Below are 25877 nucleotides of genomic sequence, written 5' to 3'. Positions count from 1 at the left end.
TGCGCGATCATTGTTGTTTTTTTGATGCGCCTGCTCAGAGCAGACATGCGCGACGTTTGGCGCGGTCCTTGAATAAACCAAATCCTAAGGGATCAGCTTGGCAACGCCAGCGTTCATCAGTATTAGGTCGTTCCAACCGAGGCCGAACGGCCTGTAATCACGGTGACCGCGGCGGCGCCGAGCATGATCGCGCTGAGTGGGTTCTAGGAGGATTTTTCGTGCAAGAGACGGGCGTGCGCAACGGTGCCTTCGGCGCCGACAAATTCGGCTTAAAGAATCTCAAGCAGGTTCACTGGAACCTCGGTGCGCCGCAACTCTATCAATACTCGCTCTCCGCGGGCGAGGCGGTGCTGTCGGCCGATGGCGCGCTCTGCGCCGACACCGGTGAGTTCACCGGCCGCAGCCCCAAGGACAAGTTCACGGTACGTGACGCCACCACGGACAAGAAGATGTGGTGGGCCGGCAACCAGTCGATCACCGCAGAGCAGTTCGAGACGCTCTACCAGGACTTCCTCAAGCACGCCGAAGGCAAGTCGCTGTTCGCGCAGGACCTCTACGGCGGCGCCGATCCGGCCTACCGCATCAAAACCCGCGTCTTCACCGAGCTCGCCTGGCACTCGCTGTTCATTCGCACGCTGCTGATCCGTCCCGAGGCGATCGAGCTCTCGGCGTTCGTGCCCGAGCTCACCATCATCGACATGCCGAGCTTCCGCGCCGATCCGAAGCGCCATGGCTGCAAGTCGGAGAACGTCGTCGCGATCGATTTCGCCCGCAAGATCGTCCTGATCGGCGGGTCTTATTATGCCGGCGAGATGAAGAAGTCGGTCTTCACCACGCTGAACTACTATCTGCCCGAGCGCGGCGTGATGCCGATGCATTGCTCGGCCAATGTCGGCGCCAAGGGCGATACCGCGATCTTCTTCGGCCTGTCCGGCACCGGCAAGACCACGCTGTCGGCCGATCCGAACCGCACGCTGATCGGCGATGACGAACACGGCTGGGGCCCGAACGGCGTCTTCAATTTCGAAGGCGGCTGCTACGCCAAGTGCATCAAGCTGTCGCAGGAAGCCGAGCCCGAGATCTACGCCGCCTCGACCCGCTTCGGCGCGGTGCTTGAGAATTGCGTGCTCGACGAAGACACCCGCGTGGTCGACTTCGACGACGGCTCCAAGACCGAGAACACGCGCTCGGCCTATCCGCTCGAATTCATCCCGAACGCCTCGCGCACCGGCCGCGCCCCGCAGCCGAAGAACGTGGTAATGCTCGCCGCCGATGCGTTCGGCGTGCTGCCGCCGATCGCCAAGCTCTCGCCGGCGCAGGCGATGTATCACTTCCTCTCGGGCTACACGGCGAAGGTAGCCGGCACCGAGCGCGGTCTCGGCAACGAGCCGCAGCCGGAATTCTCGACCTGCTTCGGCTCGCCCTTCCTGCCGCTCGATCCTAGCGTCTACGGCAACATGCTGCGCGACCTGATCGCCCAGCACAATGTCGACTGCTGGCTGGTCAACACGGGGTGGACCGGCGGCAAGTACGGCACTGGCTCGCGCATGCCGATCAAGGTGACGCGCGCGCTGCTGACCGCGGCGCTCGACGGCAGTTTGCGCAACGTCGAATTCCGCACCGACAAATATTTCGGCTTCGCGGTCCCGACCGCGCTGCCCGGCGTGCCGAGCGAGATCCTCAATCCGGTCAACACCTGGAAGGACAAGGATGAGTTCGACAAGACCGCCCGCGCCCTGGTCGGCATGTTCCAGAAGAACTTTGCCAAGTTCGAAGCCCAGGTCGACGCCGAGGTCCGCGCCGCTGCACCGGACGTGAAGCTCGCGGCGGAGTAGTTTCTCTCTGTCTGGAATGCAAAAGGGCGGCCGTGAGGCCGCCCTTCTTGTTGGTGGTCACTCGCGGAAACCTCATACTCAGTGTCGTCCCGGCGAAGGCCGGGACCCATACCGCGTGATCTATCGAAGGAGCACGTTGCGCATACCGGCCAAGAAGATCACTGCGAGTCTTCGCCAAACTCGACCCTGTGGTTATGGGTCCCGGCCTTCGCCGGGACGACTCAAGCCTTGAAATACGCGATCTGCGTCGTCGTCGCGAGCAGCCTTCCGTTCGGCGACCACAGCTCGGCGTTCTGGTCGGCGTAGCTCTTGTGCATGATCTTCGAATCGGCGGTCGCCAGCACGCGCGTGATGTCCTCGGCCGCGAGCTCTTCGCTGTCGGTGTGGAAATACGTCGTCAGCGATACCGTGCCGAACGGCACCAGCTCGCGCCGCGCGTGGAAGATGCGGCCGAAGAAAGCGTCCGACATCGACATCAGCGACGGCATGTCGAGCTTGCGCGGCTCGCGATCACTGATCCAGAGCTTTGAGTAAGTGCCGGCGAGCTCGGGCTTGGGCGGGCCGATCCGCATCTCGCCCTCGACGAAGCGGAATTCATACTGGTTGGCCCAGGACGCCGCGATCTTCGGGAACGGCATCGTCTCTCCGAACGGCTTTGCATCAGGATATTGCGCCACCCTGTGCTCCCAGGACGGCCGGCGTTCGGCGAATACGGCGGTGGCGAGCGTTGCGACATCGCCGCCGCCTTGCGACAGTTCGACGCTCCAGTGCTGGCTGGAGCGATTGGCCTTCACCAGCCGCAAATCCAGATCGAACGGCCCCTTCGCGATCGGCGCGCAGTAATTGACGGTGAGCGCCAGCGGATCGCCGGCACGTTCCGGATGCTCGATCAGCGCACGCAAAATGGTCGCAGCGGTGACGCCGCCGAACGGGCCGACAAAGGCCCAATAGTCGTCGCTGGTGTGTCCCTGCCAGCTGGAGTCGCCGGCCGTGACGCGGGTGGCATCGTCGAAAGGGTGCGGGAGCTTGGCGTGCATTGTTTGGTCCGGCGTTCAATGACGGACGTCATATCACGTCCGCCGCCGGCTTATGCAATTACCTCGTGGGTAACCGATTTCACGCAGCGGAAAATCAGCCCGCGACGTCGCGCAGCGTCGGCAGCAACGGCGTGGTCGGATTCACCGGCACGTTCCAGATCTCCTCGGCATATTCGCGAATGGTGCGGTCCGAGGAGAACCACGCCATGCGCGCGACGTTGAGGATCGAGGCGCGGGTCCAGGCCGGCGCCACCTGCCAGCGCGCATCGACGCTGCGCTGCGCCTCGTAATAGGAATCGAAATCGGCGCTGACCATGTAATGGTCGAGATAGCGTAGCGCGTGCGCGATCGATTCGAAGCGGCCGGGATCGCCGGGCGAGAACTCGCCGGCGCCGATCGCATTGATGGCGCGCTGGAGCTTCGGCGAATTGCGGATCACGTCGGAGGCGTCCAGCCCCTGCTTGCGCCGGATCATGACGTCGCCGGCTTCCATGCCGAAGATCGCGATGTTCTCCGCGCCGACATGGTCGCGGATCTCGATGTTGGCGCCGTCGAGCGTGCCGATGGTGAGGGCGCCGTTCAGCGACAGCTTCATGTTGCCGGTGCCGGAGGCTTCCATGCCGGCCGTCGAAATCTGCTCGGAGAGGTCGGCCGCGGGAATGATCACTTCGGCGAGGCTGACATTGTAGTCGGGCAGGAAGACGACCTTGAGCTTGCCGCCGATCGCGGGATCGTTGTTGACGACTTCCGCGACGTCGTTGATCAGCTTGATGATCAGCTTGGCGTAGCGGTAGCTCGCCGCCGCCTTGCCCGCGAAGATCTTCACCCGCGGCACCCAGTTCCCGTTGGGATCGTCCTTGATCGCCTGGTACAGCGCGACGGTCTCGATGACGTTGAGAAGCTGGCGCTTGTATTCGTGGATGCGCTTGATCTGCACGTCGAACAGCGCGCTCGGATCCACCTTGATGCCGAGCCGCTCGCCGATCAGGCGCGCCAGCGCCGTCTTGTTGTGAAGCTTGACCGCGCGGAACCTCTTCTGGAATTCGACGTCGCTGGCGCGGGCCTCGATCAGGCTGAGCTGCGTGGGATCATCGAGCACGGCATCGCCGCAGGTCTCGCGCAACAGATCGGTCAGCTTGGGGTTCGCCAGCATCAGCCAGCGGCGGAAGGTGATGCCGTTGGTCTTGTTGGTGATGCGGCCGGGGTAGAGATGGTTGAGGTCGTGGAACACGGTCTCGCGCATCAGGTCCGAATGCATCGCGGAGACGCCGTTGATGCGGTGCGAGCCGACGAAGGCGAGCTGGCCCATGCGCACGCGCCGCCCGCTCCGCTCGTCGATCAGCGAGACCGAGGCGCGGAAGTCGATGTCGCCGGGGGCGCGCGCCTCTGCGAGCGCGAGATGCTGCACGTTGATGCGGTAGATGATCTCGAGATGCCGCGGCAACAGCCGTTCGAACAGCTCGACCGGCCAGGTCTCCAGCGCCTCGGGCAGCAGCGTGTGGTTGGTGTAGGACAGCGTGGCGACCGTGATCTTCCAGGCCTCGTCCCAGCGGAAATTGTGATCGTCGATCAGGATCCGCATCAGCTCGGTGACGGCCAGGCTCGGATGGGTGTCGTTGAGCTGCACCGCGACCTTGCTCGACAGGCTGCGGAGCTGGCCATCCGACGCAAGGTGTCGCTTGATCAGGTCCTGCAGCGAAGCCGAGACGAAGAAATATTCCTGACGCAGGCGCAACTCGCGGCCCGCAGGGCTCTCGTCGTTCGGGTAGAGGAATTTACAGATCGCTTCGGCGCGCGACTGCTCGGCGCTGGCGCTGACATAGTCGCCGGTGTTGAAGGCATCGAGCTTCAACGGATCGGGCGAGCGTGCCGACCACAGCCGCAGCGCGTTGACGTGCTGGCCGCGCCAGCCGACGATCGGCGTGTCATAGGCCATCGCCTGCACGGTCTCGGACGGATGCCAGATCGCGCGATCGCGGCCCTTATCTTCGACATGCTCGACACCGCCGCCGAAGCGAATGTCATAGATCACTTCGGGCCGCTGCAATTCCCAGGGGTTGCCGAAGCCGAGCCATTCGTCCGGATATTCCTGCTGCCAGCCCTGATTGATGATCTGACGGAACAGGCCGTAATCATAACGGATGCCGTAGCCGATCCCGGGGATCGACAGCGTCGCCATGCTTTCCATGAAGCAGGCGGCGAGGCGGCCGAGACCGCCATTGCCGAGCGCCGCGTCCGGCTCGCATTTGCGCAGCTCAGGCAAGGAGACGCCGAGATCGCCGAGCGCGACTTCGAAGATCTTCAACAGCCCCATATTGTTCAGCGCGTCGCTGAAGAGGCGGCCGATCAGGAATTCGAGCGAGAGATAATAGACGCGCTTGCGCCCCGCATCGTAGCTGTGTTTCTCGGCCGTGAGCCAGCGATGCACGATGCGGTCGCGCAACGCCAGCGCGGCGGCCTGGTACCAATCGTGCTTGGTCGCCATGCCTGCATCCTTGCCGATGGCAAGGCGCAGCTTTGCCAGGATCGCGCCCTTGATCTCAGCAAGCGCGAGTTCGTCGATGGGCTGGCTGGGAGCGGAGAAATTGGGCTGGAACGATGAATCTTGCAAAGTCGTCACTTCCTGGTCGCGAGAACACTACTGACCCTACGCATCTTGCCCGTGCACCGGAACCGTCGCTGGTGCGACCGTGCACTGCGCTGGCGTAAAATTATGCAAGGAACGGGCCGATTTGGGAACCCGGACGCATACGGGGAAACGTGGATTTGGTGCTAGAATGGCGGCCAATTCAGCCATCAGTGTGGAGGAGACGCCCATGACAGCTCTGATGAGACCGGTGATGAGACGGCTGATCGAAATCGCTGCGGCCACCTTCCTCGTTGTCTGCATCACGGCGTCCAGCGCCGCCTTCGCGGCCGGCAAGCTGGGCCGCAGCGCCGACGGCCTGAGCTGCGCCGTCTCGCTCCCGCATAACGCATCCCCCGCCGCCCGCTGCGCCGCCATCAAGCGCCAATGCGGCGCCAAGTTTTATGCGAGCGCGTGCGGGGATAGGTTGATGTCGGCGATGTGAGGACGATCGCGCGCTACAAAAACGGTGTCGTCCCGGCGAAGGCCGGGACCCATAACCACCGCTATCAGATGAGATGGGACAAGTCGCGCCAATCCGGATTTTCCTGCTCAATCAGGCGAATCTTCCAGTCGCGGTGCCATTCCTTCAGCGCCTTCTCGCGTGCGATTGCTTCGGATGGAGTTGCGTATGTCTCGACATAGACGAGCCGCGTCACGCCGTACTTGCTGACGAACTTCGAACCACGTCCCGAACGATGTAGTGATAATCGATTGCCCAGGTCGTTGCAGATGCCGATGTATAGCGTGCCGTACCGCCGGCTCGCGAGAATGTAGACGTAGTACGCGGCTGGTGCATTCATCGCTGAGCACCGATCCTGGAAACGTCTGGCAACGGTGGTTATGGGTCCCGGCCTTCGCCGGGACGACATAAGCAAGTAATAGAACAAATTAAGAACACTTTAGCAAGTCTTTGATATATCATTGTGATTCGGCGCATTGCCGACACAATATCTAGCGTCCGTCAGACTTCGCGAGGACTACATGTCCACCATTGCCTTCGACCAGTTTGCCCTCACCAGGATCGCCGATTTCGCGCGCTCGCTGTCGCGGCTGCATCAGGCGGCGCGGCGCTACGCGGTCGACGACGACCAGTTCGACCGCGAGTTCAATGCGGTGTGCCAGTCGATCTGGGGCTACACCATCGACGACGTCAGCGACGATCTGTTCTCGGCCGAGGACCATCTGTTCTTAGACACGCTGGACGAAGCGCATGCGCGCATCTTCGCCGCCGAGCAGGGATATGACCTCGTCGACGATCAGGGCATGCTCACCGATTGGTGGGGTTTTTGCTGGATGATCCTGGCCGAGAAGCGCGGCCTGCTCACGGCAGACAACCGCGCCGCCGCGCGCGCGGCGATCGAGGAGAAATATCTGGCGGCGCCGAATGTGATCGGCGTGATCATCGGACGGTGATCCACCATCCTCCGTCATTGCGAGGAGCTCTTGCGACGAAGCAATCCAGAGCCTCTCTCCGGAAAGATTCTGGATTGCTTCGCTTCGCTCGCAATGACGACTTGGTGAGAGTTGGGGCTTTACTCCAGCCCAGCCCGCTTCGCGGGCTTCTGCGTCTTCGGCACCGTCACGTCAGGCAGCGTCTCGCGCACGATCTCCGCGGCAGGGGCATCCGCCGCCACCGTGTCGGCGCGCACCGGCGCCACCTTCATCTCGCCGAGCCGTGCGCGGACCTGCGCGGTGAGACCGGGATAGGAGGCGACCGGGGTGAAGTCCGCGGCCTGGTCGTTGCCGACGCGGATGCCGGTATAGGCGACGAGGCCGTCGCTGGTGGCGATCACGTCCCCGGGCTTGAGCGATGAGTCCAGCGCCAGATCGACCGGAGCGAGGCCGACCGGCTCGCGGCCGTTGCAGGTGCAATCGGCGCGCAGCGCCTTGCGATAGGCGAACGCGTTCTCGCTATCGGCATAGCGCTCGCCGGTCTGCGACGCCGCGCCGTCGATCGAGGAGCCGAAATAGATCTTGGTGGCGCTCGCAGGACAGAAGGCCTGACACATCTGCGCGGGCGAGGTGAGACCGCGCATCAGCGGGAAATATTTGCCATCGCAGCTGCGCACGCAGAACGCCGGTCCCGAGCCGCCGGCCGCGGCCGAACGTGTCGGCGGCACGTATTGCGGGGATGCGGCATTCTGCTGGCCGGTGAAGGGGTCGGCGTAGGAGCTCGCCTGCTGCGGCACCTCACGCTGCGGCCGCTGCTGCTGCTGCATTCCGCCGAAGAAGAAATCGAAGAGGCCTTCGGCCGAAACCGGGGCGGGAGCCGCAAGCAGCGGTGCTGCCAGTGTGGCGGCGACGAGCATCGCGCGATTCCGGCGCGCATGGGACATGACTGTACGCAAACGCTTACTCCACCCGACGCTACCAACCGGCCGGGACCCTCAGGTCTCAGCACATGATTCACCATAAGGCGGGATGGTAAATGAGCGGTTGAGGGGGAGCGGGACCTCGTCATGGCCGGGCTTGTCCCGGCCGTCCACGATCTCTGGTGCGGCAAAGACGTGGATGCCCGGGTCAAGCCCGGGCACGACGGCGGAGAAAGTCTAGCCGCTCAAGCCTTCAAAAATTCCGACGCCTTGTACAGCGACCGGAATGGCAGGCCCGCAGCGCCAAAAGTGTCGTCGGCGCCTTCCTCGCGGTCGACCATGGTCAGCACCAGCACCACTTCCGCGCCGGTCTCGCGCACCGCCTCCACCGCCTTCATCGCCGAGCCGCCGGTGGTGGTGACATCCTCGACGATCACGACGCGCTTGCCCTCCAGCGTCTCGCCCCTGGGCAGCCCCTCGATCGCGAGCTTCGCGCCATGCTCCTTCGGCTTCTTGCGCACGAAGAAGGCCGCGATGGGATGGCCCTTGATCCAGGAGATCTGCGCCAGCGCGCCGGCCAGCGGCACCGCGCCCATCTCGAGCCCGCCGATGAAATCGAGATTGTCGTCCTTCAGCGCCTCATAGGTCAGCTCGGCGAGCAGCGTCGCACCTTCCGGGTCGAGCATGGTCGGCTTGAGGTTGAAGTAGAAGTCGCTCTTGCGGCCCGACGCGAGCGTCACCTCGCCGCGGCCGAAGGAGCGCCGGCGGATGATCTCGAACAGGCGGGCGCGGGAGGCTGATTTAGACACGGCGGGCCCTCGGGAGCGTTTTTGGAGGTGGCGGAATTTATCTGCGACGGCCCCGACATTCCAGAGGGGGCTTCCCCCGTCAACAGGGATCGGCCATCCCGGGCCATCGGTTGTGGGGGTGCAACGTTCTGGAGTAGGTGGATGCCTGATCTCCCCGGGAAGGACACGCGAAAAATGACCATCGAGCTGCACACCTGGAACACGCCGAACGGCCGCAAGATCTCGGTTGCGCTGGAGGAAATGGGGCTGCCCTACAAGGTGATCCCGGTGAATATCAGCAAGGGCGAACAGATGGCGCCGGAGTTCCTGAAGCTCTCACCCAACAACAAGATCCCCGCGATCCTCGATCCCGATGGCCCGGACGGCAAGCCCGTCAGCATCTTCGAGTCGGGTGCGATCCTGCTGTATCTCGGCGAAAAGACCGGCAAATTCCTCCCGAAATCGCTTGCGGGCCGCATCCCCGTCTATGAATGGCTGATGTGGCAGATGGGCGGCTTCGGGCCGATGCCGGGCCAGGTGCACCATTTCATCGCGCTCGAGAACGAGCAGGACCGCGCCTACGGCCTCAAGCGCTACGTGGCGGAGACGCGACGGCTCTACGGCGTCCTCGACCGCCGGCTGGAGGCCCGCGATTTCGTCGCCGACGAGCTCTCGGTTGCCGATTTTGCCATCCTGGGCTGGGCCTGGCGTCACCCTCGCCACAAGGTTGACCTCACCGACTTCCCCAACGTCAAGCGCTGGTACGAGGCCCTGATGGCACGCCCGGCGGTGAAACGGGGCATGGAGGCGAAGCTGGATTGAGGGGGCTCTTCTCCCTCTCCCCGTTCTTACGGGGAGAGGGTTGGGGTGAGGGGCCTCTCTCCGCGGATGAGATGGCCGTGAGACCTGTACCCCCTCACCCGGATCGCAAGAGCGATCCGACCTCTCCCCGCAGGCGGGGAGAGGTGAAAATCACACCTTCCGCGCTTCCACCGCCATCCGTACCGCGAGCCCGGCCAGCACCGTGCCCATCAGCCAGCGCTGGACCAGCATCCAGCTTGGCCGGCTTGCGAGAAACAGCGCGATCGATCCTGCCGCGAGCGCGATCACGGCATTCACGCTGACACTGATCGCGATCTGGATTGCGCCGAGCACCACAGACTGCGCCAGCACGCTGCCGGCGTTGGGATCGATGAACTGCGGCAGCAGCGCGAGGTAAAGCATCGCGATCTTCGGGTTGAGCAGATTGGTGACGAACCCCATTGCGAACAATTTGCGCGGGCTGTCGATCGCAAGCTGCTTCACCTGGAACGGCGAGCGCCCCCCCGGCTTCACCGCCTGCCAAGCCAGCCACAACAGATAACCGGCGCCGGCAAAGCGCAGCGCGTCATAGGCGAAGGGAACGGCGAGCAGCAGCGCCGTGATGCCGAACGCCGCGCACAGCATGTAGAACACGAAGCCGAGCGCCACGCCGCCAAGCGAGACGATGCCCGCCACCGGCCCTTGCGTGATCGAACGCGAGATCAGGTAGATCATGTTCGGCCCGGGCGTGAGCACGAGGCCGAGGCAGACGAGGGCGAAGCCGAGCAGGGCGGACGTGTGGGGCATGGCTGAACCGGTGCGCGAGACGGCATGGTTCTAATATGCGTGGCGCAGTGGAGCCATCGCGCAATTGCACGGAGGACAATTCAGCTTGTGCGTGTCCCTCCAGCGTCGTCCCGGCGAAGGCCGGGACCCATACCGCGAGATCTATCGATCGCAGATGGTCGGAGTACAGAACGACGAGTCTTCGCCGAATTCGACTCCGTGGTTATGGGTCCCGGCCTTCGCCGGGACGACGCCGTCCGATCAATGCGCCTCGTCCCAATTGTTGGCCGCGCGTGCATCGACATGCAGCGGCACCGAGAGCAGCACGGCTGGGAACGGCGCGTCCTGCATCACGTGCTGCACGACGGGGAGCGTGGCCTCGACCTCCGCGTCCGGCACCTCGAAGATCAATTCGTCATGCACCTGCAGCAGCATCTGCGCAGACAGCTTCTTCTCGGCCAGTGCAGCCTCCATGCGCGTCATGGCGCGGCGGATGATGTCGGCGGCGGTGCCCTGGAGCCGGGCGTTGATCGCGGCGCGCTCGTTGAAGGCGCGCACCGAGGCGTTCGAAGCCTTGATGTCGGGATAGTACATCTTCCGTCCGAACAGCGTCGTGACGTAGCCGTGGTTCCGGCAGAAGTCGCGCGTCTCATCCATGTAGGCGCGGATGCCGGGGAAGCGCTCGAAGTATTTCTTGATGTAGGCGGAGGCCTCTTCGCGCCCGATGCCGAGCTGGTTGGCGAGGCCGAACGCCGAAATGCCGTAGATGATGCCGAAATTGATCGCCTTGGCGCGGCGCCTGATTTCGCTCGGCATGCCCTTGATCGGCACGCCGAACATTTCCGATGCGGTCATGGCGTGAATGTCGAGACCGTCGCGGAACGCCTGCTGCAGCACGGGAATGTCGGCGATCTCGGCGAGCAGCCGCAGCTCGATCTGCGAATAGTCGGCGGAGACGAGCTTGTGCCCCGGCGTCGCGATGAAGGCGCGCCGGATCTTGCGCCCGTCCTCGGTGCGCACTGGAATGTTCTGCAAATTCGGCTCGTTCGACGACAGCCGGCCCGTCGTGGTCGCGGCCAGCGCGTAGGTCGTGTGGACGCGGTGGGTCTGGGGATTCACATAGGTCGGCAGCGCATCGGTGTAGGTCGATTTCAGCTTCGAGACCTGGCGCCACTCCAGAATTCTCTTCGGGAGGTCGTGGCCCTGCTCGGCGAGCTCATCGAGCACCTGAGCGGTGGTGGACCACGCGCCGGTCTTGGTCTTGGTGCCGCCGGACAGTCCCATCTTGCCGAACAGGATGTCGCCGATCTGCTTCGGGCTGCCGACGTTGACGGGCTCGCCCGCGATCTGCTGGATCTCGGCTTCGACGCGCGCCGCGGTCTGGGCGAAGTCGCCGGAGAGACGCGACAGCACCTGGCGGTCGATCGAGATGCCGCGCCGCTCCATGCGTGCGAGCACTGCGACCAGCGGGCGTTCCAGCGTCTCGTAGACCGTGGTCATGTGCTCGGCGACAAGGCGCGGCTTCAGCACGCGCCAGACGCGTAAGGTGATGTCGGCACCTTCCGCCGACAACGTCGCGGCCTTGTCGATCGGCACCTGGTCGAACGTGATCTTGCCCTTGCCGCTGCCGAGCAACTCGTTCTCCTTGAGCATGGCGTGCCCGAACCAGCGCTCGGACAGCTGCTCCAGTGCATGCGAGCCGCGGCCGGCATCGAGCACGTAGGAGATCAGCTGCGCATCGTCGGTGTTGCGCAGTGTGATGCCGTGCTGCGCCAGCATCACCGCGGTGAATTTGACGTCGAAGCCGATCTTGAGAATGCCTGGTGATTCCAGCACCGGCCGCAACGCTTCGATCGCATCACTGTGCTTGACCTGATCGGGCGCGAGGCCGGCGTCGAACAGGCCAGCGCCGCCGCCGGATTGTTTGTGCGCCAGCGGCACGTAGCAGGCTTCGTTCGGCGCCAGCGCCAGCGCGATACCGCAGAGATCGGCTTGCATCGGGTCGATCGAGTTTGCCCGGATCTCGACCGCGACATGGCCGGCATCGTGGATGCGCGCGATGAACGCGTTCAATTCCGCGAGCGTCTTGACGGCCTGGTACTTGCTGCGGTCGACCGGAAGCTTGCGCAAAGCCTCTTCGCGCGCGGCGGCGAGAGAAATCGGCGCGCCTTTCGGGCTCGCGGCCTTGTCCTCCTTGGTCGCCGATGCGTTGCGCTGGCCCACTGGCGCTTGCGCCGGCGCGCCGGTTCCCGGGGCCGGCACGACGTCCGAAGGCGGCAGCGGCGAGAAGACGCTGGCGCCGCTGGAATAGCCCGGATCGGCATCGACGTTGGCCGGATCGATCTGCGAGAACTCGGCGACGCGGCGCGTCAGCGTGGAAAATTCCATCGCCTTCAGGAACGCGATCAGCTTGCGCGCATCGGGTTCGTGGACGGCGAGATCGTCCAGCGGGACGTCGAGGTCGACCTTGTCGTCGAGCAATACGAGCTGCCGCGAGATGCGCGCCTTCTCGGCGTTCTCGATCAGCGCCTCGCGCCGCTTCGGCTGCTTGATTTCGGTGGCGCGGAACAGCAATTGCTCGAGATCGCCATATTCGACGATCAGCTGCGCCGCGGTCTTGATGCCGATGCCGGGCACGCCAGGAACGTTGTCGGTGGAATCGCCGGCCAGGGCCTGCACTTCCACCACCTTCTCCGGCGGCACGCCAAACTTCTCGATCACCTCGGGGATGCCGATGCGGCGGTCCTTCATGGTGTCGTACATGGTGACGCAATCGGTGACGAGCTGCATCAGGTCTTTGTCGGAGGACACGATTGTCGCGCTCGCGCCGCGCTCGCAGGCTTGCCGCACATAGGTCGCAATCAGATCGTCGGCCTCGAAGCCGACCTGTTCCAGGCAAGGCAGGTCGAAGGCGCGTACCGCTTCGCGGATCAGCGAAAATTGCGGGATCAGATCGTCCGGCGCCGGCGCCCGGTGCGCCTTGTACTCAGGATAGATCTTGTTGCGGAAGGTGATTTCCGATTTGTCGAAGATGATCGCCAGATGCGTCGGCCGGTTGTCCTCCGGCATCTCGCGCAAAAGCTTCCACAGCATGTTGCAGAAGCCGAGCACGGCATTGACCTGCAAGCCGTCGGATTTGCGGTTCATCGGCGGCAGCGCGTGATAGGCGCGGAAGATGTAGCCGGAACCGTCGACCAGGAAGACATGGTCGCCCTTGCCGGCCGCCTTCGCGGCGACGGGCTTGGCAGCAGCTGTCGCCGCAGCGGGCTTGGTGTCGGCTTTGGCGGCGGTCTTCGGGGATGTGTTGGGAGATGTCTTGGGCATGGCCGCAATGTATGAATTTTTGCGGCCTTTGACAGCCTTGGATGTGGGAAATCTGGCCGGAGCCCACACTCAAATGTCGTCCCGGCGAAGGCCGGGACCCATAACCACAGGGCGAAGTTTGGCGAAGACTGGCAGCTAAGCGATCGTGCCGCAGTACGAAGACCGCGATCTATCGACTAATCACGCGGTATGGGTCCCGGCCTTCGCCGGGACGACGATGTGGAGGCAGGATTACTCCGCCGCCTGCAATCGCGCGCCCGCCCTCTTCGGCGCGATCCAGAACGCATCAGGCCGCTCGAACAGGAAATTGCCGCCAAGACGTAGAGCGATCTGCCAGATCGCGAGCGAGCCGATCACGCCGACGATGGTCACGATCAACGACACCGCACCGATGTCAGGAATGATTCCCGTGCGCAAGAGCAGTGTCCGTGTCGCCGCCATCGGCAGGAAGAAGGCGAGATAGATCACGATCGAATGCTCGCCGCAGAAGCGGAAGACATTCAGCCATTGCACGCGCGCGAGCAGCGTGCCCATCGTGATGATGGCGCAGGCGCCGGCGAAGCCGAGCACGAGCGATACGAATTTCCACTCGCTGGCGCCGAGCATAACCAGGCCGCCATTGACCAGCGCCCATGTCGCGAGCGCTGTCAGCGCCCATGCGGGATGATTGCGCGCGCGGTCCGACAGCGCGAACACGTAGGGCGCGAACAGATAGCCCGAATAGAAATAGACGAAACGCGCGCAGAACTCGTCGATCGCGGTCCAGCCGGTCGAAATGCGCGCCGTCTCCAGTGCGGCCGCGATGAGCCAGATCGCGGGCGGCGGGACCAGCCGTGTCAGTTTTGTGACGACGAAGAAGATCGGCAAGAGGTAAATGAACCAGAGCGTGCCGAACGGCTCGACGAAGGATTCAAGATACAGCAAGCCGGCGTCGCGCCAGCTCGTTTCCGCTGCGAATGCGGGGGCCTTGAAGCCGAACTGGATTGTCACCCAGACGACATAGAAATAGACGAAATGCACCACCTTGCGGTCGAGATAGGTTCGCCAGTCCCGGTCGATCACCAGTGGCAGGAACAGGCCCGAAATCAGGAAGAAATCAGGCATCCGGAATGGCTTCGCGAAAGCCACCAAGACATGCATGAAACCGGTCTCACCGGCGGCAAGCTCGACCCCCAGCACCGAATGCATCATCACGACCATGACGATGCAGATGCCTTTGGCGTAATCGACCCAATCGACACGCGCAGCAGTCGGGGCCTTGAGTCCCCCGCTCGCAGCGATTGTGCCTGATAGTGCCATAGTGTCTCTTTTCGAGGCGTGTTCCGCCAGGATCTGTGTGAACGCGGAGCAGTTTGGCGCCTTGCGGCTTACGATTTCTTAACTGGTACAATTGCTGTGCCGTTTTTTGCACGCGGGCTGTTCCCTCACCCCGGTAAAATGCTAAACCGCCTTGGAATTGCGGTTTCGTTAACCAAGCCAAACAGGGTTTTTCATGCGCATTGCTATGATCGGCACGGGCTATGTGGGACTGGTGTCCGGGGCCTGCTTTGCGGATTTCGGTCACGATGTCGTTTGCGTCGACAAGGACGAGAAGAAAATCGCGGCGCTTCATCGCGGCGAGATCCCGATCTACGAGCCCGGGCTCGAAGAGCTGGTTGCGACCAACGTCAAGGCCAAGCGGCTGGAGTTCACCACCGACTTGTCCAAGCCGGTCGCGGATGCCGATGCCGTGTTCATCGCGGTCGGCACGCCGTCGCGCCGCGGTGACGGCCACGCCGATCTGTCCTACGTCTATGCCGCCGCGAAAGAGATCGCGCAGTCGCTGTCCGGCTTCACCGTCGTGGTGACCAAGTCGACCGTTCCGGTCGGCACCGGCGACGAGGTCGAGCGCATCATCCGCGAGACCAGTCCCAAAGCGGACGTCGTCGTCGCCTCCAACCCCGAATTCCTGCGCGAGGGCGCGGCGATCCGCGACTTCAAATTTCCCGACCGCATCGTCGTCGGGACCTCCGACGAGCGCGGCCGCAAGGTGATGAGCGACATCTATCGTCCGCTGTCGCTGAATCAGGCGCCGCTGATGTTCACGGAACGCCGCACCGCCGAGATGATCAAATACGCCGCCAATGCCTTCCTCGCGACCAAGATCACCTTCATCAACGAGATCGCGGACCTCTCTGAAAAGGCCGGCGCCAACGTGCAGGAGGTCGCCCGTGGCATTGGCCTGGACAACCGCATCGGCACCAAGTTCCTGCATGCCGGACCTGGCTTCGGCGGCTCGTGCTTCCCAAAGGACACCAAGGCGCTGATCAAGATCGCGCAGGACTACGATGTGTCCTTGCGCATCGTCGAATCCGTGCTGGCGGTCAACGAGAACCGCAAGCGCGCGATGGCCCGCAAGGTCAGCCAGGCGCTAGGCGGCTCGCTGCGCGGCAAGACCATCGCTGTGCTCGGCCTCACCTTCAAGCCCGACACCGACGACATGCGCGATGCGCCGTCGATCCCGCTGGTTACGGGCTTGATCGACATGGGCGCGAAGGTGAAGGCCTTCGATCCCGTCGGCATGGAGCAGGCGAAGAGCGAGCTGCCCAGCATCACTTATTGCGAGGACGCCTATTCCTGCGCGGAAGACGCCGATGCGATCGTGATCGTCACCGAATGGGTGCAGTTCCGGGCGCTCGATCTCGATCGGCTGAAGGCGACCATGGCGCAGCCCGTCATCGTCGACTTGCGCAACATCTACCGCCCCGAAGAAATGGCTGCGGCCGGCTTCGTGTATGAGAGCATTGGACGACCGCCCGTGCAGGGCTGATAGCGGCATATGATTGTCATACCCCGCGAAGGCGGGGTATCCAGTAATCCGCGATCTTCGCAATAGCCGGGATCCGAGTTTACTGGATCGCCCGCACCAGTGCGCAAGGTGCGCACAAGGCGGGTGATGACGGAAGCGAGATATTTGCCCCGCAGTTTCGACACGCCCCTCCCGATCGATGCCGTGCTCGACGAGCTCTCGCGCACGCTGGAGGCGCATCATGCCGCCGTGCTGGTGGCGCCGCCGGGCGCCGGCAAGACCACGCGCGTGCCACTGGCGCTGCTCGATGCCCCCTGGGCCAAAGGCAAGAAGATCATCGTGCTGGAGCCGCGGCGCATCGCGGCGCGCGCCAGCGCCGACCGCATGGCTAAATCACTCGGCGAACGCGCCGGCGAGACTGTCGGCTATCGCGTCCGCTTCGGGTCGAAGATCTCGCGCGCGACCCGCATCGAGGTGGTAACGGAGGGCATCTTCACCCGCCAGATCCTCGACGATCCCGAACTCTCCGGCATTGCCGCCGTCCTGTTCGACGAATTCCACGAGCGTTCGCTCGATGCCGACATGGGCCTCGCGCTCGCGCGCGATGCGCAAACCGGCCTGCGCGAGGATTTGCGCATCCTCGTGATGTCGGCCACGCTCGATGGCGCCCGCGTGGCAAGATTGCTCGGCGAAGCGCCCGTCGTCGAAAGCGAGGGCCGCGCCTTTCCGGTCGAGACGCGCTATCTCGGCCGCAAGGCGGACGCGCCGATCGAGCGGCAGATGGCGGATGCGATCGCCTCGACGCTGCGCGCCGATGCCGGCTCGGTGCTGGCGTTCCTGCCGGGCGCCGCTGAAATTCGCCGCACCCAGAATTTCCTCGGCGAGCGCGTGCAGGACGCTTCGATTGAAATCGTGCCGCTGTTCGGCGCACTCGACGCTGCCGTGCAGGATCGTGCCATCTCGCCGGCGCCCAAGGGCACGCGCAAGGTGGTGCTGGCGACCTCGATCGCCGAGACCTCGCTGACCATCGAGGGCGTGCGTATCGTGGTCGATTCCGGTCTTGCCCGCGTGCCGCGCTACGAGCCCGACATCGGCCTGACCCGGCTCGAGACCGTGCGCGTCTCGCGCGCGGCAGCGGACCAGCGCCGCGGCCGCGCCGGCCGCACCGAGCCCGGTGTCTGCTACCGGCTCTGGGACGAACCTCAGACAGCCTCGCTCGCGCCCTACACCCAGCCCGAGATCCTCAGCGCCGATCTGTCCTCGCTGGTGCTCGATCTCGCGCAATGGGGCGTCGTCGACCCTGCCGCACTGTCGTTTCTCGACCCGCCGCCGCAGCCGGCCTGGAAGGAAGCCAAAAGCCTGCTCTCCGAGCTCAACGCGCTCGATGCCGATGGCCGCATCACGGCGGAAGGCAAGAGCCTGCGCGCACTGGCGCTGCCGCCGCGGCTCGCGCGCATGATCGTGGATTCGCATCGTGCCGGCGAGGGCGAAGCCGCCGCCGAGATCGCCGCCATCATCACCGAGCGCGGGCTCGGCGGCGACAGCGTCGATCTCGAGCACCGGCGCGATCAGTTCCGCCGCGACCGTTCCCCGCGGGCCGCAAACGCGCGCGACCTCGCGCGGCGCTGGGCCGCGCAGGTGGCGGCGTCAGAGAAGACGGCGGCCGGAGAAGGTGACCTCTCGACCGGTCTGATGCTGGCCTACGCCTTCCCGGATCGCGTCGCGCGCAACCGCGGCAATGGCAGCTTTGTGCTCGCCAACGGTCGAGGCGCTGCCGTGGATCAGACCTCGTCGCTCGCGCGCGCGCCCTATATCGCGATCGGCGAGATGACCGGCACGGCGGCGAGCGGGCGTATTCTGCTCGCAGCGCAAATCTCGCAGGACGAGATCGAGCGGCATTTCGCCGAGCATATCGAATCCGTCGAGGAGGTATGGTTCGATCGCGGCGCAATGGCGCTGCGGGCGCGGCGCAAGCGCGCGCTGCACGCGATCACGCTCTCCGAGGCGACACTTGCCGTGTCGCCCTCGGAGGACACCGCGCGCGTCTTCGCGGACGGGCTGATCGCAGCCGGCCTCGACCGGATGCCCTGGTCGAAGGCAGCAAGACAATGGCGCGACCGCGTGATGTTCTTGCGCAAGGCCGAGGGCGATAGCTGGCCTGATCTCTCGGACGACGGGTTGATCGCGCGGCGCGACGATTGGCTGGTGCCGGCGCTCTACGACAAGATCGCGCTGAAGGATATCTCTGCCGGCGATCTCTCCGACGCGCTGATGACGTTGTTGCCGTGGGAGATGCGCGCGCGGCTCGACCGCGAGGCGCCGACGCATTTCGAGGCCCCGACAGGCAGCGTGCTCGCGATCGACTATGAAGCCGAGCAGGGGCCGACCATCGCGGTGCGGCTCCAGGAATTGTTCGGCCTCAACACCCATCCCTCGATCGCCGCCGGCAAGGTGCCGCTGGTGCTGGAGCTGCTGTCGCCGGCTCAGCGCCCGGTGCAGGTGACGCGCGATCTCCCCGGTTTCTGGCGCGGCAGCTACAGTGCCGTGCGCTCCGATTTGCGCGGCCGCTACCCGCGCCATCCCTGGCCGGAAGATCCGGCGAATGCGCTTCCGACCCGGCGGGTCAAACCGCGCGGGACGTGAGACGCAAGAAGACCCTCATGGTGAGGAGCGCGGAACGCGCGTCTCGAACCATGCAGGCCCGCTTTTCACCCGCGGCCGTCCTTCGAGACGCCCGCTTCGCGGGCTCCTCAGGATGAGGACATGTCGTATCTGCGACACCGGCGCATTAACCGTCCGCTCATCCTTTTCGTCAAAATAGCACAGCTCTGGCCGCAGCGTCGCTCGCGGAGCGGCCTGCCGCGTGATGAAATCGAGCTTTCGGCTCGGAAGTGGTGTGATGCGTAACATAATGATCTTCGCGGCGATCATGATCGGCCTCGGCACCTTCATGGCGCAGATGGCGGACAGGATGAGCTCCGCTTCGGCGACGGCGGTGCCGCGCACGGTAGCAGTCGCGTCCATCGCGCCGGCCGGCGGCCGCAGCCTCAACATCCCCCGCGACGGCCGCGGCCACTTCCAGACCGAGGGCCGGATCGAAGGCCAGCGCATCGGCTTCATGGTCGACACCGGCGCCTCCGTGGTTGCGCTGAACGAGACCTCGGCCGCCCGTTTCGGCCTGCGTCCCTCGCGCAGCGATTACAACGCCACCGTCTCCACCGCCAACGGCACCATCAAGGCCGCGCGCACCCGCATCGCCATGCTCGATGTCGGCGGCCTAATCGTGCGCGACGTCGATGCCATGGTGCTGCCCGACGAGGCGCTGTCCGAGAACCTGCTCGGTCTCTCCTTCCTCTCCCGCCTCAAGCGCTTCGAATACGCCAACGGCCAGATGGTGCTGGAGCAGTAAGGTCCTTCCAAAGGCTCCAGCGATCACATATTTCAAGAAGATCACTATTTCGGCCACTCTCGCGGCCAGATTTCCCCGTTACCAAACTGCCGCAATTATCATCCATAAGCTGCCATTCCCGCCTTCCGCTGCGGCCCGGCATTCGCTAAGGCTGCATCAAATTCTGGCTCTTTTTCACGAGACCGTCCCAATGTTCCCCAAGCCGAAATCCGTGTTGCTGCCCAACACTTATGCCTTCGAATCCGAGCCGATGGTGAAGGCCACGGGCTTTCGCGAATACGACGCGCGCTGGCTGTTCCAGAAGGAAATCAACCTGATGGGAATCCAGGCGCTCGGCATGGGGTTGGGCGCGCTGATCGCGGAGCTCGGCGTCAGCCAGGAGATCGTCACCGGTCATGATTTCCGCGGCTATTCGGCCTCGATTAAATATGCGCTGATCTCCGGCCTGATGGCAGCAGGCTGCAAGGTGCACGATATCGGGCTCGCGGTGACGCCGATGGCCTATTTCGCGCAGTTCGACCTCGACGTGCCCTGCTGCGCCATGGTCACGGCCTCGCACAACGACAATGGCTGGACCGGCGTGAAGATGGGCGCCAACCGCCCGCTGACCTTCGGCCCCGACGAGATGACGCGGCTGAAGGAGATCGTGCTGGGCGCCGAGTTCAAGAACAAGGCCGGCGGCTCCTATCAATTCCACGAGAATTATCCGGCGCGCTACATCGCCGATCTCACCAGCCGCCCGAAGCTCAAGCGCAAGCTCAAGGTCGTCGCGGCCTGCGGCAACGGCACCGCGGGCGCGTTCGCGCCGCAGGTGCTGGAGGCGATCGGCTGCGAGGTGATCCCGCTCGACACCGAGCTCGACCACACCTTCCCGAAATACAATCCGAACCCCGAAGACATGGAGATGCTGCACGCGATCCGCGACGCGGTGCTGCAGCACAAGGCCGATGTGGGTCTCGGCTTCGACGGTGACGGCGATCGCTGCGGCGTCGTGGACAACACCGGCGAGGAGATCTTTGCCGACAAGGTCGGCGTGATGCTGGCGCGCGACATGTCGGCGATTCACAAGGACGCGCAGTTCATCGTCGACGTGAAGTCGACCGGCCTGTTCATCACCGATCCGGTGCTGCAGAAGCAGGGCGCAAAAACCACCTATTGGAAGACCGGCCATTCCTACATGAAGCGCCGCACCCATGAGACGGGTGCGCTCGCCGGCTTCGAGAAGTCCGGCCACTTCTTCTTCAACAAGCCGTATGGACGCGGCTATGACGACGGTCTCGTCTCGGCGCTGGCGATCTGCGACATGCTCGACCGCGCTCCCGGCAAATCGATGGCCGATCTCAAGAACGCGCTGCCGAAAACCTGGTCGTCCCCGACCATGTCGCCGCATTGCGCCGACGAGACCAAATACGGCGTCATCGACAAGGTGGTGAAGCACTTCGAGGCCTTGCAGGCCAAGGGCGCAAAGATCGGCGGCCAGTCGATTCGCGATCTCGTCACCGTCAACGGCGTCCGCGTCACTGTCGAGGATGGCAGCTGGGGCCTGGTGCGCGCCTCCTCCAACAAGCCCGAGCTCGTCGTGGTGGTCGAAAGCCCGGTCTCCGAGCAGCGCATGCACGACATGTTCGAGATGGTGAACAGCGTGCTGCGCACCCATCCCGAAGTCGGCGAGTACAATCAGAAGATCTGAGGTGCGAGGCTAGTCTCACTTGCTGTCATGCCCCGGCTTGACCGGGGCATCCAGTACGCCGGGGCTTATCCGTACCCCATCGTCATCTCTGGAATACTGGATCGCCCGGTCAAGCCGGGCGATGACAGTTTGCTTGTGGTGAGCCCTACGCCGCCACCACCGCCGGGATCGGCAGCGCGGTGACCGACTTGATCTTCTCCATCGCGAAGCGCGAGGTGACGTTCTTCAGCGGCACGGCGCTGATCAGCTTTTTGTAGAACACGTCATAGGCCTGCATGTCCGCGACGACGACGCGCAGCATGTAGTCGACGTCGCCGGCCATGCGATAGAACTCCATCACCTCCGGCATGGCGCTGACGGCGTCGGCGAACTTCTTGAGCCAGGCGTCAGAATGGTCGGAGCTCTCGACCGACACGAACACGGAGATGCCCAGGCCGATCTTGTTCTGGTCGACCAGCGCCACCCGCTTGGTGATCACGCCATCGGCCTCCAGGCGCTGGATGCGCTTCCAGCAGGGGGTCGAGGACAGGCCGACGCGGTCGCCGATCTCGGCGACGGAGAGGGAGGCATCGTCCTGCAGCACCATCAGAATCTTGCGATCGATGGCGTCGAGGCGGCGGCTGGTCTCGGGGAGCGGGACGGCGAGATCGGTCATTTGAAGAACTTTGTTCCATATCAAGGGTCGTTTTTCCTGATATAGAGAAAATCCTTCTATAGCAAGTCTATAATCTCGGCATCCGTCCGAGCGTCGTCCCGCGCGGCATGTTCAAAAGCTCTTCAACTTCAACGCGTTGCGGAGCGGCTAGGCCGCCGCCGTGACGGCTGCATTTCAGCGCTGCGGCGGCCGCGGCGAATTGCAGCGCCTCCCGCACGCCGCCGCTTTCGGCGAGGCGAAGCGTGAAGGCGCCATGGAAGACGTCGCCGGCGCCGAGCGTATCGACCGCCTCAACGGCGAACGCCGGCGTCTCCTCCAGTGCGCCGGTCTCGTTCAGCCAGATCGTGCCGTGCGGACCGCGGGTGGCGGCGAGGAAGGCGGGCGTGAGCGGGGCCAGGCGCTGCAACGCCTCGCCGTCGTCGGCGATGCCGGCGGTTTCCTGCACCTGTTCGCTCGCGAACAGCAGGTGCGAGGCGGCCGTGAGCAGGCTGTCCTGCAACGACATCGCGCGGTCGATGCCGACGATGACGGCAATGCCGCGCCGGCGTGCCTCAGTGCAGAGGTCCGTGCAGAACGATGCGCAGCGGCTCTCGACGAGGACCGCCTGACAATCGGCGAGCAGCTTGTCGGCGTCGGGCAGCTCGACTGTCCACAGGGCCGGATCGCGATAGATCGTGAGCGTTCTCTCGCCCGTCGCGTCAATGATGATAGCAGAGACGGGCGTGGTCGCATCAGGTATGCGCACGATATGGCTTGTGTCGATATTTTCGGATCTCATGCGCTCGAGAATGAAGCCGCTCGACGTCTCCTGCGCATCGCCCATCGGGCCTGCGAACGAGACGCGGCCGCCGAGCCGCGCGATGGCGATCGCGGCATTGAGCGCGTTGCCGCCGCAGATCTCCGCGAGATGCGTGGCGTTGGCCTTGCTGCCGCGCGCGGGCACGGCTTCGACCCGAAACGTCAGGTCGCGCACGGGAATGCCGATGCAGAGGATGCGCGGCGCGGTCACAGAGTGCGCCATCGGCGGTCAGCTCTTGTCGTGCACCCAGCGGCCGAGCAGGTGATGCGCAATCGCAAACGGATGCGGGCCGGCGAGCCCGTCCGGATGGGTCCGCGTCAGCATCAGAGCGGCCTCTTCGCGCGTGAACCAGCGCGCATCCTCCAGCTCGGAATGGTCGACGACGATGTCTTCGCTCACGCCCCGCGCGCTGCACCCGATCATCAGCGATGACGGATAGGGCCAGGGCTGGGTCATGTAATATTGGACGTCGGTGCAGCGGATCCCGGATTCTTCGAGAATCTCGCGGCGCACCGCGTCCTCGATGGTTTCGGCCGCCTCGACGAAGCCGGCCAGGCACGAATACATGCCCGGCGGAAACTGCTTCTGGCGGCCGAGAAGGCACTTGTCGCCGGCGGCGACGTGCATGATCACGACAGGGTCGGTGCGCGGGAAATGCTCGGCCTTGCAACTGGGGCACTCCCGCTTCCAGCCGCCTTCCTTCATTCCGGTACGCGTGCCACAATTGGCGCAATAGCCGTGGCGCTGATGCCAGCTCACCATCGACTTCGCCATCGCGATCGCCGACAGCTCCTGCGGCGGCACCGCGCCCTGCATCGCCATGCCGCGCAGCTCGTTGAGGGCGTAGTCTTTGCGCCCGATCAGCTTCTCGGACGCGGCCTGCGACAGGCCCATCCCGAACATCGCGGCGCCGTCGCGCAAGCCTAAGAAGATCGTGCCGGGATTGGCGCCGCATTTCAGCGCCTCGTCGATTCCGAGCAGCGCGCGCACTTTTTCGCCGTCGCGCTTCACCAGCAGCGAGTCGCGGTAGACCACATAGGCGCGCGAGGTCGGCTTCTGCTCCAGCGCGAACAGCTTTTCGTCATCGCGGCGCAGATGCGCGGCACGGTCGAGAATGTTGGTGACGAAGGCCGGCTGCCCCAGCGGAAACGAGTCGAATGCTGACATGTCTTGTTCTTTCAACCCAACCAGATCTTGCGGCGAAGCGCGCTGATGAAAGTCTGCACCTCTGTGGCGTCGTGCGCCAAGGGCTGCATCACGCCCCAGACCGGCCGCGGCCAGGCGGCGTCACTGGTGCGGCGCGCGATGATGTGGACGTGAAGCTGCGGCACGAGGTTGCCGAGTGCCGCGATGTTGAGCTTGTCGCATCCGGTGATCTCCTTCAGCGCGCGCGAGACGCGGGAGATCTCCGTCATCAACTGCGCCTGCTGCACCTCGTCGAGATCGATGATCTCGACCGCATCCGCGCGTCGCGGCACCAGCAGCAGCCAGGGATAATGCGCGTCCTTGATGACCAATACCTTGGACAGCGGCAAATCGCCGATGTCGATGGTGTCCTCTTTCAGGCGGGAGTGCAGCGACCAGGCGGGTTCGGACATGAAGGTTTCCGGATGGCCCATTGGGAATCGGGCATGGCGGGGCGGAACCCCTGAATATTTGCTCCGACCATACGATACGGAATCTGATTGGGGAAGGATGGCGCTCCGCAGAGGCCGCATACGCGATCGTCGTCCTGGACAAGCGCAGCGCAGATCCAGGACCGATTACCACAGGATTGGGTTTGACGAGGATTCGGGCGCAAATTGCCCGACGTCGCGCAATATCTTGATGGCGCCGAACGGCGCCAAGGCCTGGTTCTAATCGACGCGAAGGTCGACCTTGTCGTCGAACTCGTTGCGGATCGCGGGGAGGTGCTCGAGATCCTCGCGATGCGGCTTCATGCCGGTCTTGACCTCGTAGATGAAATTGCCGACGCCCTGGATGCGCGCCATCTTGATCGGGCTCTCGATCAGGAACAGCCTGAGACGTTTAGACGGTGGCTTCTGTCACTTCTGTCATGTCAGGCCTCCATTGACGTGCCAGACTTGGCCGGTGACGTAGGATGCTTTTGGCGAGGCGAGGAAGGCGATGATCTCGGCGACTTCCTCCGACCGCCCGCGGCGGCCCATCGGGATCAGCGCCTCCGTCGCGGCGATCTGCTCGGGTGAAAGCCGGCTTTCGCTGGGTTTGTCCTTGACGATGAGGCCCGGCGCGACTGCGTTGACGGTGATGCCCTCCTTGGCGAGCTCGACTGCAGTGAGCCGTACCAGCGCTTCGAGCGCGGAACGGCTCGCAGCCGTCGCGGCGAAGGGCGCGAATCCGGGCCGGATCGCATGCGCCACGAAGGACGACACCGCCACGATCCGCGCATTTCGTCCCGCACGCAGCTGCGGAAGAGCAAGCTTGACGAAACGTGTAAAGGCGAGGGCCGATTCGTCCATCGCCTGCAGGAATTGATCCGCGGGCGTGCCGATCGCACTGCCGCGCCGGGCGTGACCTCCGACCAGGATCAATCCGTCAAGCCGGCCAAAATCGAGATGGGCGGTCGCGCAAGCAAGCGTCAGGGCCACTTCATTGGCGAGATCGCCGAGGCATGTTGCAACAGCCGCGCCGCTGGCTTTGGCTTCCGCCGCGGTCGCCTTGAGTCCGTCCTCATTCGATCGGGTATGCAGCACGAGCCCGACGCCGGGCGCTGCGAGCAGTTTTGCAGTGGCACGGCCGATGCCGCTGGCGGCGCCGGTGACGAGATAGACGCGATTGATTTCGGACATCACGATGCCGTTGTGGCCGGCGGCAATGCGCCGGTGCGGTGAAAATGGCTGAGGAAGGCGCGCGTCGCCGCCTCCTGCGGATTGTCGCTCACCTGCAGCGCCGGGTCTATCGGCTGGGCAGTCCGGGAATTGCCCGGATGCTGGGCAAGCCACAATGAAGCCCAACCCGTTCAAGCCGATACCCGCTTGCTTTCCGGGCCTTTTGGCCCCAAAT

Annotated in this window: 22 protein-coding genes and 1 pseudogene; 8 read left to right on the top strand and 15 right to left on the bottom strand. The window is 64.3% G+C overall.

Annotated elements, in window-relative coordinates:
- Positions 1–218 precede the first annotated feature (218 nt).
- The gene (locus BRA1417_RS0101905) at positions 219–1835 is read left to right on the top strand and encodes a phosphoenolpyruvate carboxykinase (protein WP_027514358.1); all 1617 of its coding nucleotides are present in this window, start codon (positions 219–221) and stop codon (positions 1833–1835) included.
- Between the two features lie 221 nt (positions 1836–2056).
- On the opposite strand, the gene BRA1417_RS0101900 is transcribed toward BRA1417_RS0101905, so the two are convergent.
- Complete coding sequence (locus BRA1417_RS0101900; protein WP_027514357.1) at positions 2057–2872, bottom strand: acyl-CoA thioesterase II; 816 nt, start codon at positions 2870–2872, stop codon at positions 2057–2059.
- A gap of 94 nt (positions 2873–2966) precedes the next feature.
- On the bottom strand, positions 2967–5483 hold the full coding sequence (locus BRA1417_RS0101895; protein WP_027514356.1) for a glycogen/starch/alpha-glucan phosphorylase: 2517 nt from the start codon (positions 5481–5483) through the stop codon (positions 2967–2969).
- 229 nt (positions 5484–5712) lie between these two features.
- On the opposite strand from BRA1417_RS0101895, the gene BRA1417_RS0101890 reads away from it, so the two are divergent.
- Positions 5713–5943: a hypothetical protein gene (locus BRA1417_RS0101890; protein WP_156948533.1), complete on the top strand. Its 231-nt coding sequence runs from the start codon at positions 5713–5715 to the stop codon at positions 5941–5943.
- A 64-nt stretch (positions 5944–6007) separates the two neighbouring features.
- Here BRA1417_RS0101890 and BRA1417_RS0101885 read toward each other — a convergent pair whose 3' ends face one another.
- Complete coding sequence (locus BRA1417_RS0101885; protein ID WP_027514354.1) at positions 6008–6301, bottom strand: GIY-YIG nuclease family protein; 294 nt, start codon at positions 6299–6301, stop codon at positions 6008–6010.
- A 181-nt stretch (positions 6302–6482) separates the two neighbouring features.
- On the opposite strand from BRA1417_RS0101885, the gene BRA1417_RS0101880 reads away from it, so the two are divergent.
- A complete protein-coding gene (locus BRA1417_RS0101880; RefSeq protein ID WP_027514353.1) occupies positions 6483–6914 on the top strand; it encodes a hypothetical protein in 432 nt (143 codons plus the stop codon).
- Positions 6915–7033: 119 nt separating this feature from the next.
- On the opposite strand, the gene BRA1417_RS0101875 is transcribed toward BRA1417_RS0101880, so the two are convergent.
- Together BRA1417_RS0101875 and pyrE are read right to left on the bottom strand one after the other, a co-directional pair.
- Positions 7034–7810 (bottom strand): DUF2865 domain-containing protein, encoded by a 777-nt coding sequence (locus BRA1417_RS0101875; protein WP_084462448.1) that lies wholly within the window; start codon positions 7808–7810, stop codon positions 7034–7036.
- 248 nt (positions 7811–8058) lie between these two features.
- A complete protein-coding gene (gene pyrE, locus BRA1417_RS0101870) occupies positions 8059–8622 on the bottom strand; it encodes an orotate phosphoribosyltransferase (RefSeq protein WP_007597730.1) in 564 nt (187 codons plus the stop codon).
- 174 nt (positions 8623–8796) lie between these two features.
- Here pyrE and BRA1417_RS0101865 point away from each other — a divergent pair, with 174 nt between their 5' ends.
- Positions 8797–9423: a glutathione S-transferase family protein gene (locus BRA1417_RS0101865; RefSeq protein ID WP_027514351.1), complete on the top strand. Its 627-nt coding sequence runs from the start codon at positions 8797–8799 to the stop codon at positions 9421–9423.
- Positions 9424–9573: 150 nt separating this feature from the next.
- Here the strand turns inward: BRA1417_RS0101865 and BRA1417_RS0101860 are convergent, their stop codons facing one another.
- From BRA1417_RS0101860 to BRA1417_RS0101850, 3 genes are all read right to left on the bottom strand, one after another.
- Positions 9574–10209 carry a LysE family translocator gene (locus BRA1417_RS0101860; RefSeq protein WP_027514350.1) on the bottom strand — a complete coding sequence of 212 codons (636 nt, stop codon included), beginning with the start codon at positions 10207–10209 and terminating at the stop codon, positions 9574–9576.
- 240 nt (positions 10210–10449) lie between these two features.
- The gene (gene polA, locus BRA1417_RS0101855) at positions 10450–13512 is read right to left on the bottom strand and encodes a DNA polymerase I (protein ID WP_027514349.1); all 3063 of its coding nucleotides are present in this window, start codon (positions 13510–13512) and stop codon (positions 10450–10452) included.
- A gap of 231 nt (positions 13513–13743) precedes the next feature.
- Positions 13744–14811 (bottom strand): acyltransferase family protein, encoded by a 1068-nt coding sequence (locus BRA1417_RS0101850; protein ID WP_027514348.1) that lies wholly within the window; start codon positions 14809–14811, stop codon positions 13744–13746.
- A gap of 193 nt (positions 14812–15004) precedes the next feature.
- Between BRA1417_RS0101850 and BRA1417_RS0101845 the strand changes: the two genes are divergently transcribed.
- From BRA1417_RS0101845 to BRA1417_RS0101830, 4 genes are all read left to right on the top strand, one after another.
- Positions 15005–16321, top strand: coding sequence for a UDP-glucose/GDP-mannose dehydrogenase family protein (locus tag BRA1417_RS0101845; protein WP_027514347.1), 1317 nt, complete (start codon positions 15005–15007; stop codon positions 16319–16321).
- Positions 16322–16465: 144 nt separating this feature from the next.
- Positions 16466–18943, top strand: coding sequence for an ATP-dependent helicase HrpB (gene hrpB / locus BRA1417_RS0101840; RefSeq protein WP_027514346.1), 2478 nt, complete (start codon positions 16466–16468; stop codon positions 18941–18943).
- A 256-nt stretch (positions 18944–19199) separates the two neighbouring features.
- The gene (locus BRA1417_RS0101835) at positions 19200–19709 is read left to right on the top strand and encodes a TIGR02281 family clan AA aspartic protease (protein ID WP_027514345.1); all 510 of its coding nucleotides are present in this window, start codon (positions 19200–19202) and stop codon (positions 19707–19709) included.
- 190 nt (positions 19710–19899) lie between these two features.
- Positions 19900–21399 (top strand): phosphomannomutase/phosphoglucomutase, encoded by a 1500-nt coding sequence (locus BRA1417_RS0101830; RefSeq protein ID WP_018453006.1) that lies wholly within the window; start codon positions 19900–19902, stop codon positions 21397–21399.
- 145 nt (positions 21400–21544) lie between these two features.
- On the opposite strand, the gene BRA1417_RS0101825 is transcribed toward BRA1417_RS0101830, so the two are convergent.
- From BRA1417_RS0101825 to BRA1417_RS45245, 7 genes and pseudogenes are all read right to left on the bottom strand, one after another.
- The gene (locus BRA1417_RS0101825) at positions 21545–22054 is read right to left on the bottom strand and encodes an Lrp/AsnC family transcriptional regulator (RefSeq protein ID WP_027514344.1); all 510 of its coding nucleotides are present in this window, start codon (positions 22052–22054) and stop codon (positions 21545–21547) included.
- 67 nt (positions 22055–22121) lie between these two features.
- Positions 22122–23075: a sugar kinase gene (locus tag BRA1417_RS0101820; RefSeq protein ID WP_027514343.1), complete on the bottom strand. Its 954-nt coding sequence runs from the start codon at positions 23073–23075 to the stop codon at positions 22122–22124.
- A gap of 6 nt (positions 23076–23081) precedes the next feature.
- A complete protein-coding gene (gene nudC / locus BRA1417_RS0101815; RefSeq protein WP_027514342.1) occupies positions 23082–24020 on the bottom strand; it encodes an NAD(+) diphosphatase in 939 nt (312 codons plus the stop codon).
- 11 nt (positions 24021–24031) lie between these two features.
- Entirely contained in the window at positions 24032–24451 is a 420-nt protein-coding gene (locus tag BRA1417_RS0101810) for an HIT domain-containing protein (RefSeq protein ID WP_027514341.1), read from the bottom strand.
- A 258-nt stretch (positions 24452–24709) separates the two neighbouring features.
- Positions 24710–24844, bottom strand: coding sequence for a hypothetical protein (locus BRA1417_RS45920; RefSeq protein ID WP_256379134.1), 135 nt, complete (start codon positions 24842–24844; stop codon positions 24710–24712).
- Between the two features lie 63 nt (positions 24845–24907).
- Complete coding sequence (locus BRA1417_RS0101800; RefSeq protein WP_027514340.1) at positions 24908–25663, bottom strand: SDR family NAD(P)-dependent oxidoreductase; 756 nt, start codon at positions 25661–25663, stop codon at positions 24908–24910.
- Positions 25663–25767 (bottom strand): annotated as a pseudogene (locus BRA1417_RS45245) (amino acid ABC transporter ATP-binding protein); the annotation flags it as partial. The gene BRA1417_RS0101800 and the pseudogene BRA1417_RS45245, both read right to left, overlap by 1 nt.
- Positions 25768–25877 lie beyond the last annotated feature (110 nt).

It is taken from the genome of Bradyrhizobium sp. WSM1417, from assembly GCF_000515415.1.
Taxonomy (GTDB): domain Bacteria; phylum Pseudomonadota; class Alphaproteobacteria; order Rhizobiales; family Xanthobacteraceae; genus Bradyrhizobium.
The sequence above is the reverse complement of the archived record's forward strand: the minus strand, read 5'-3'. Positions and strand labels throughout refer to the sequence as shown.

Coding starts and splice junctions, on each gene's coding strand:
- nudC (WP_027514342.1), bottom strand. CDS start 24,020: ATGTCAGCATTCGACTCGTTTCCGCTGGGGCAGCCGGCCTTCGTCACC.
- BRA1417_RS0101825 (WP_027514344.1), bottom strand. CDS start 22,054: ATGACCGATCTCGCCGTCCCGCTCCCCGAGACCAGCCGCCGCCTCGAC.
- BRA1417_RS0101885 (WP_027514354.1), bottom strand. CDS start 6,301: ATGAATGCACCAGCCGCGTACTACGTCTACATTCTCGCGAGCCGGCGG.
- BRA1417_RS0101800 (WP_027514340.1), bottom strand. CDS start 25,663: ATGTCCGAAATCAATCGCGTCTATCTCGTCACCGGCGCCGCCAGCGGC.
- BRA1417_RS0101860 (WP_027514350.1), bottom strand. CDS start 10,209: ATGCCCCACACGTCCGCCCTGCTCGGCTTCGCCCTCGTCTGCCTCGGC.
- polA (WP_027514349.1), bottom strand. CDS start 13,512: ATGCCCAAGACATCTCCCAACACATCCCCGAAGACCGCCGCCAAAGCC.
- BRA1417_RS45920 (WP_256379134.1), bottom strand. CDS start 24,844: ATGGCGCGCATCCAGGGCGTCGGCAATTTCATCTACGAGGTCAAGACC.
- BRA1417_RS0101875 (WP_084462448.1), bottom strand. CDS start 7,810: ATGCTCGTCGCCGCCACACTGGCAGCACCGCTGCTTGCGGCTCCCGCC.
- BRA1417_RS0101830 (WP_018453006.1), top strand. CDS start 19,900: ATGTTCCCCAAGCCGAAATCCGTGTTGCTGCCCAACACTTATGCCTTC.
- BRA1417_RS0101810 (WP_027514341.1), bottom strand. CDS start 24,451: ATGTCCGAACCCGCCTGGTCGCTGCACTCCCGCCTGAAAGAGGACACC.
- BRA1417_RS0101835 (WP_027514345.1), top strand. CDS start 19,200: ATGCGTAACATAATGATCTTCGCGGCGATCATGATCGGCCTCGGCACC.
- BRA1417_RS0101865 (WP_027514351.1), top strand. CDS start 8,797: ATGACCATCGAGCTGCACACCTGGAACACGCCGAACGGCCGCAAGATC.
- BRA1417_RS0101850 (WP_027514348.1), bottom strand. CDS start 14,811: ATGGCACTATCAGGCACAATCGCTGCGAGCGGGGGACTCAAGGCCCCG.
- BRA1417_RS0101900 (WP_027514357.1), bottom strand. CDS start 2,872: ATGCACGCCAAGCTCCCGCACCCTTTCGACGATGCCACCCGCGTCACG.
- BRA1417_RS0101820 (WP_027514343.1), bottom strand. CDS start 23,075: ATGGCGCACTCTGTGACCGCGCCGCGCATCCTCTGCATCGGCATTCCC.
- BRA1417_RS0101890 (WP_156948533.1), top strand. CDS start 5,713: ATGAGACGGCTGATCGAAATCGCTGCGGCCACCTTCCTCGTTGTCTGC.
- BRA1417_RS0101880 (WP_027514353.1), top strand. CDS start 6,483: ATGTCCACCATTGCCTTCGACCAGTTTGCCCTCACCAGGATCGCCGAT.
- BRA1417_RS0101845 (WP_027514347.1), top strand. CDS start 15,005: ATGCGCATTGCTATGATCGGCACGGGCTATGTGGGACTGGTGTCCGGG.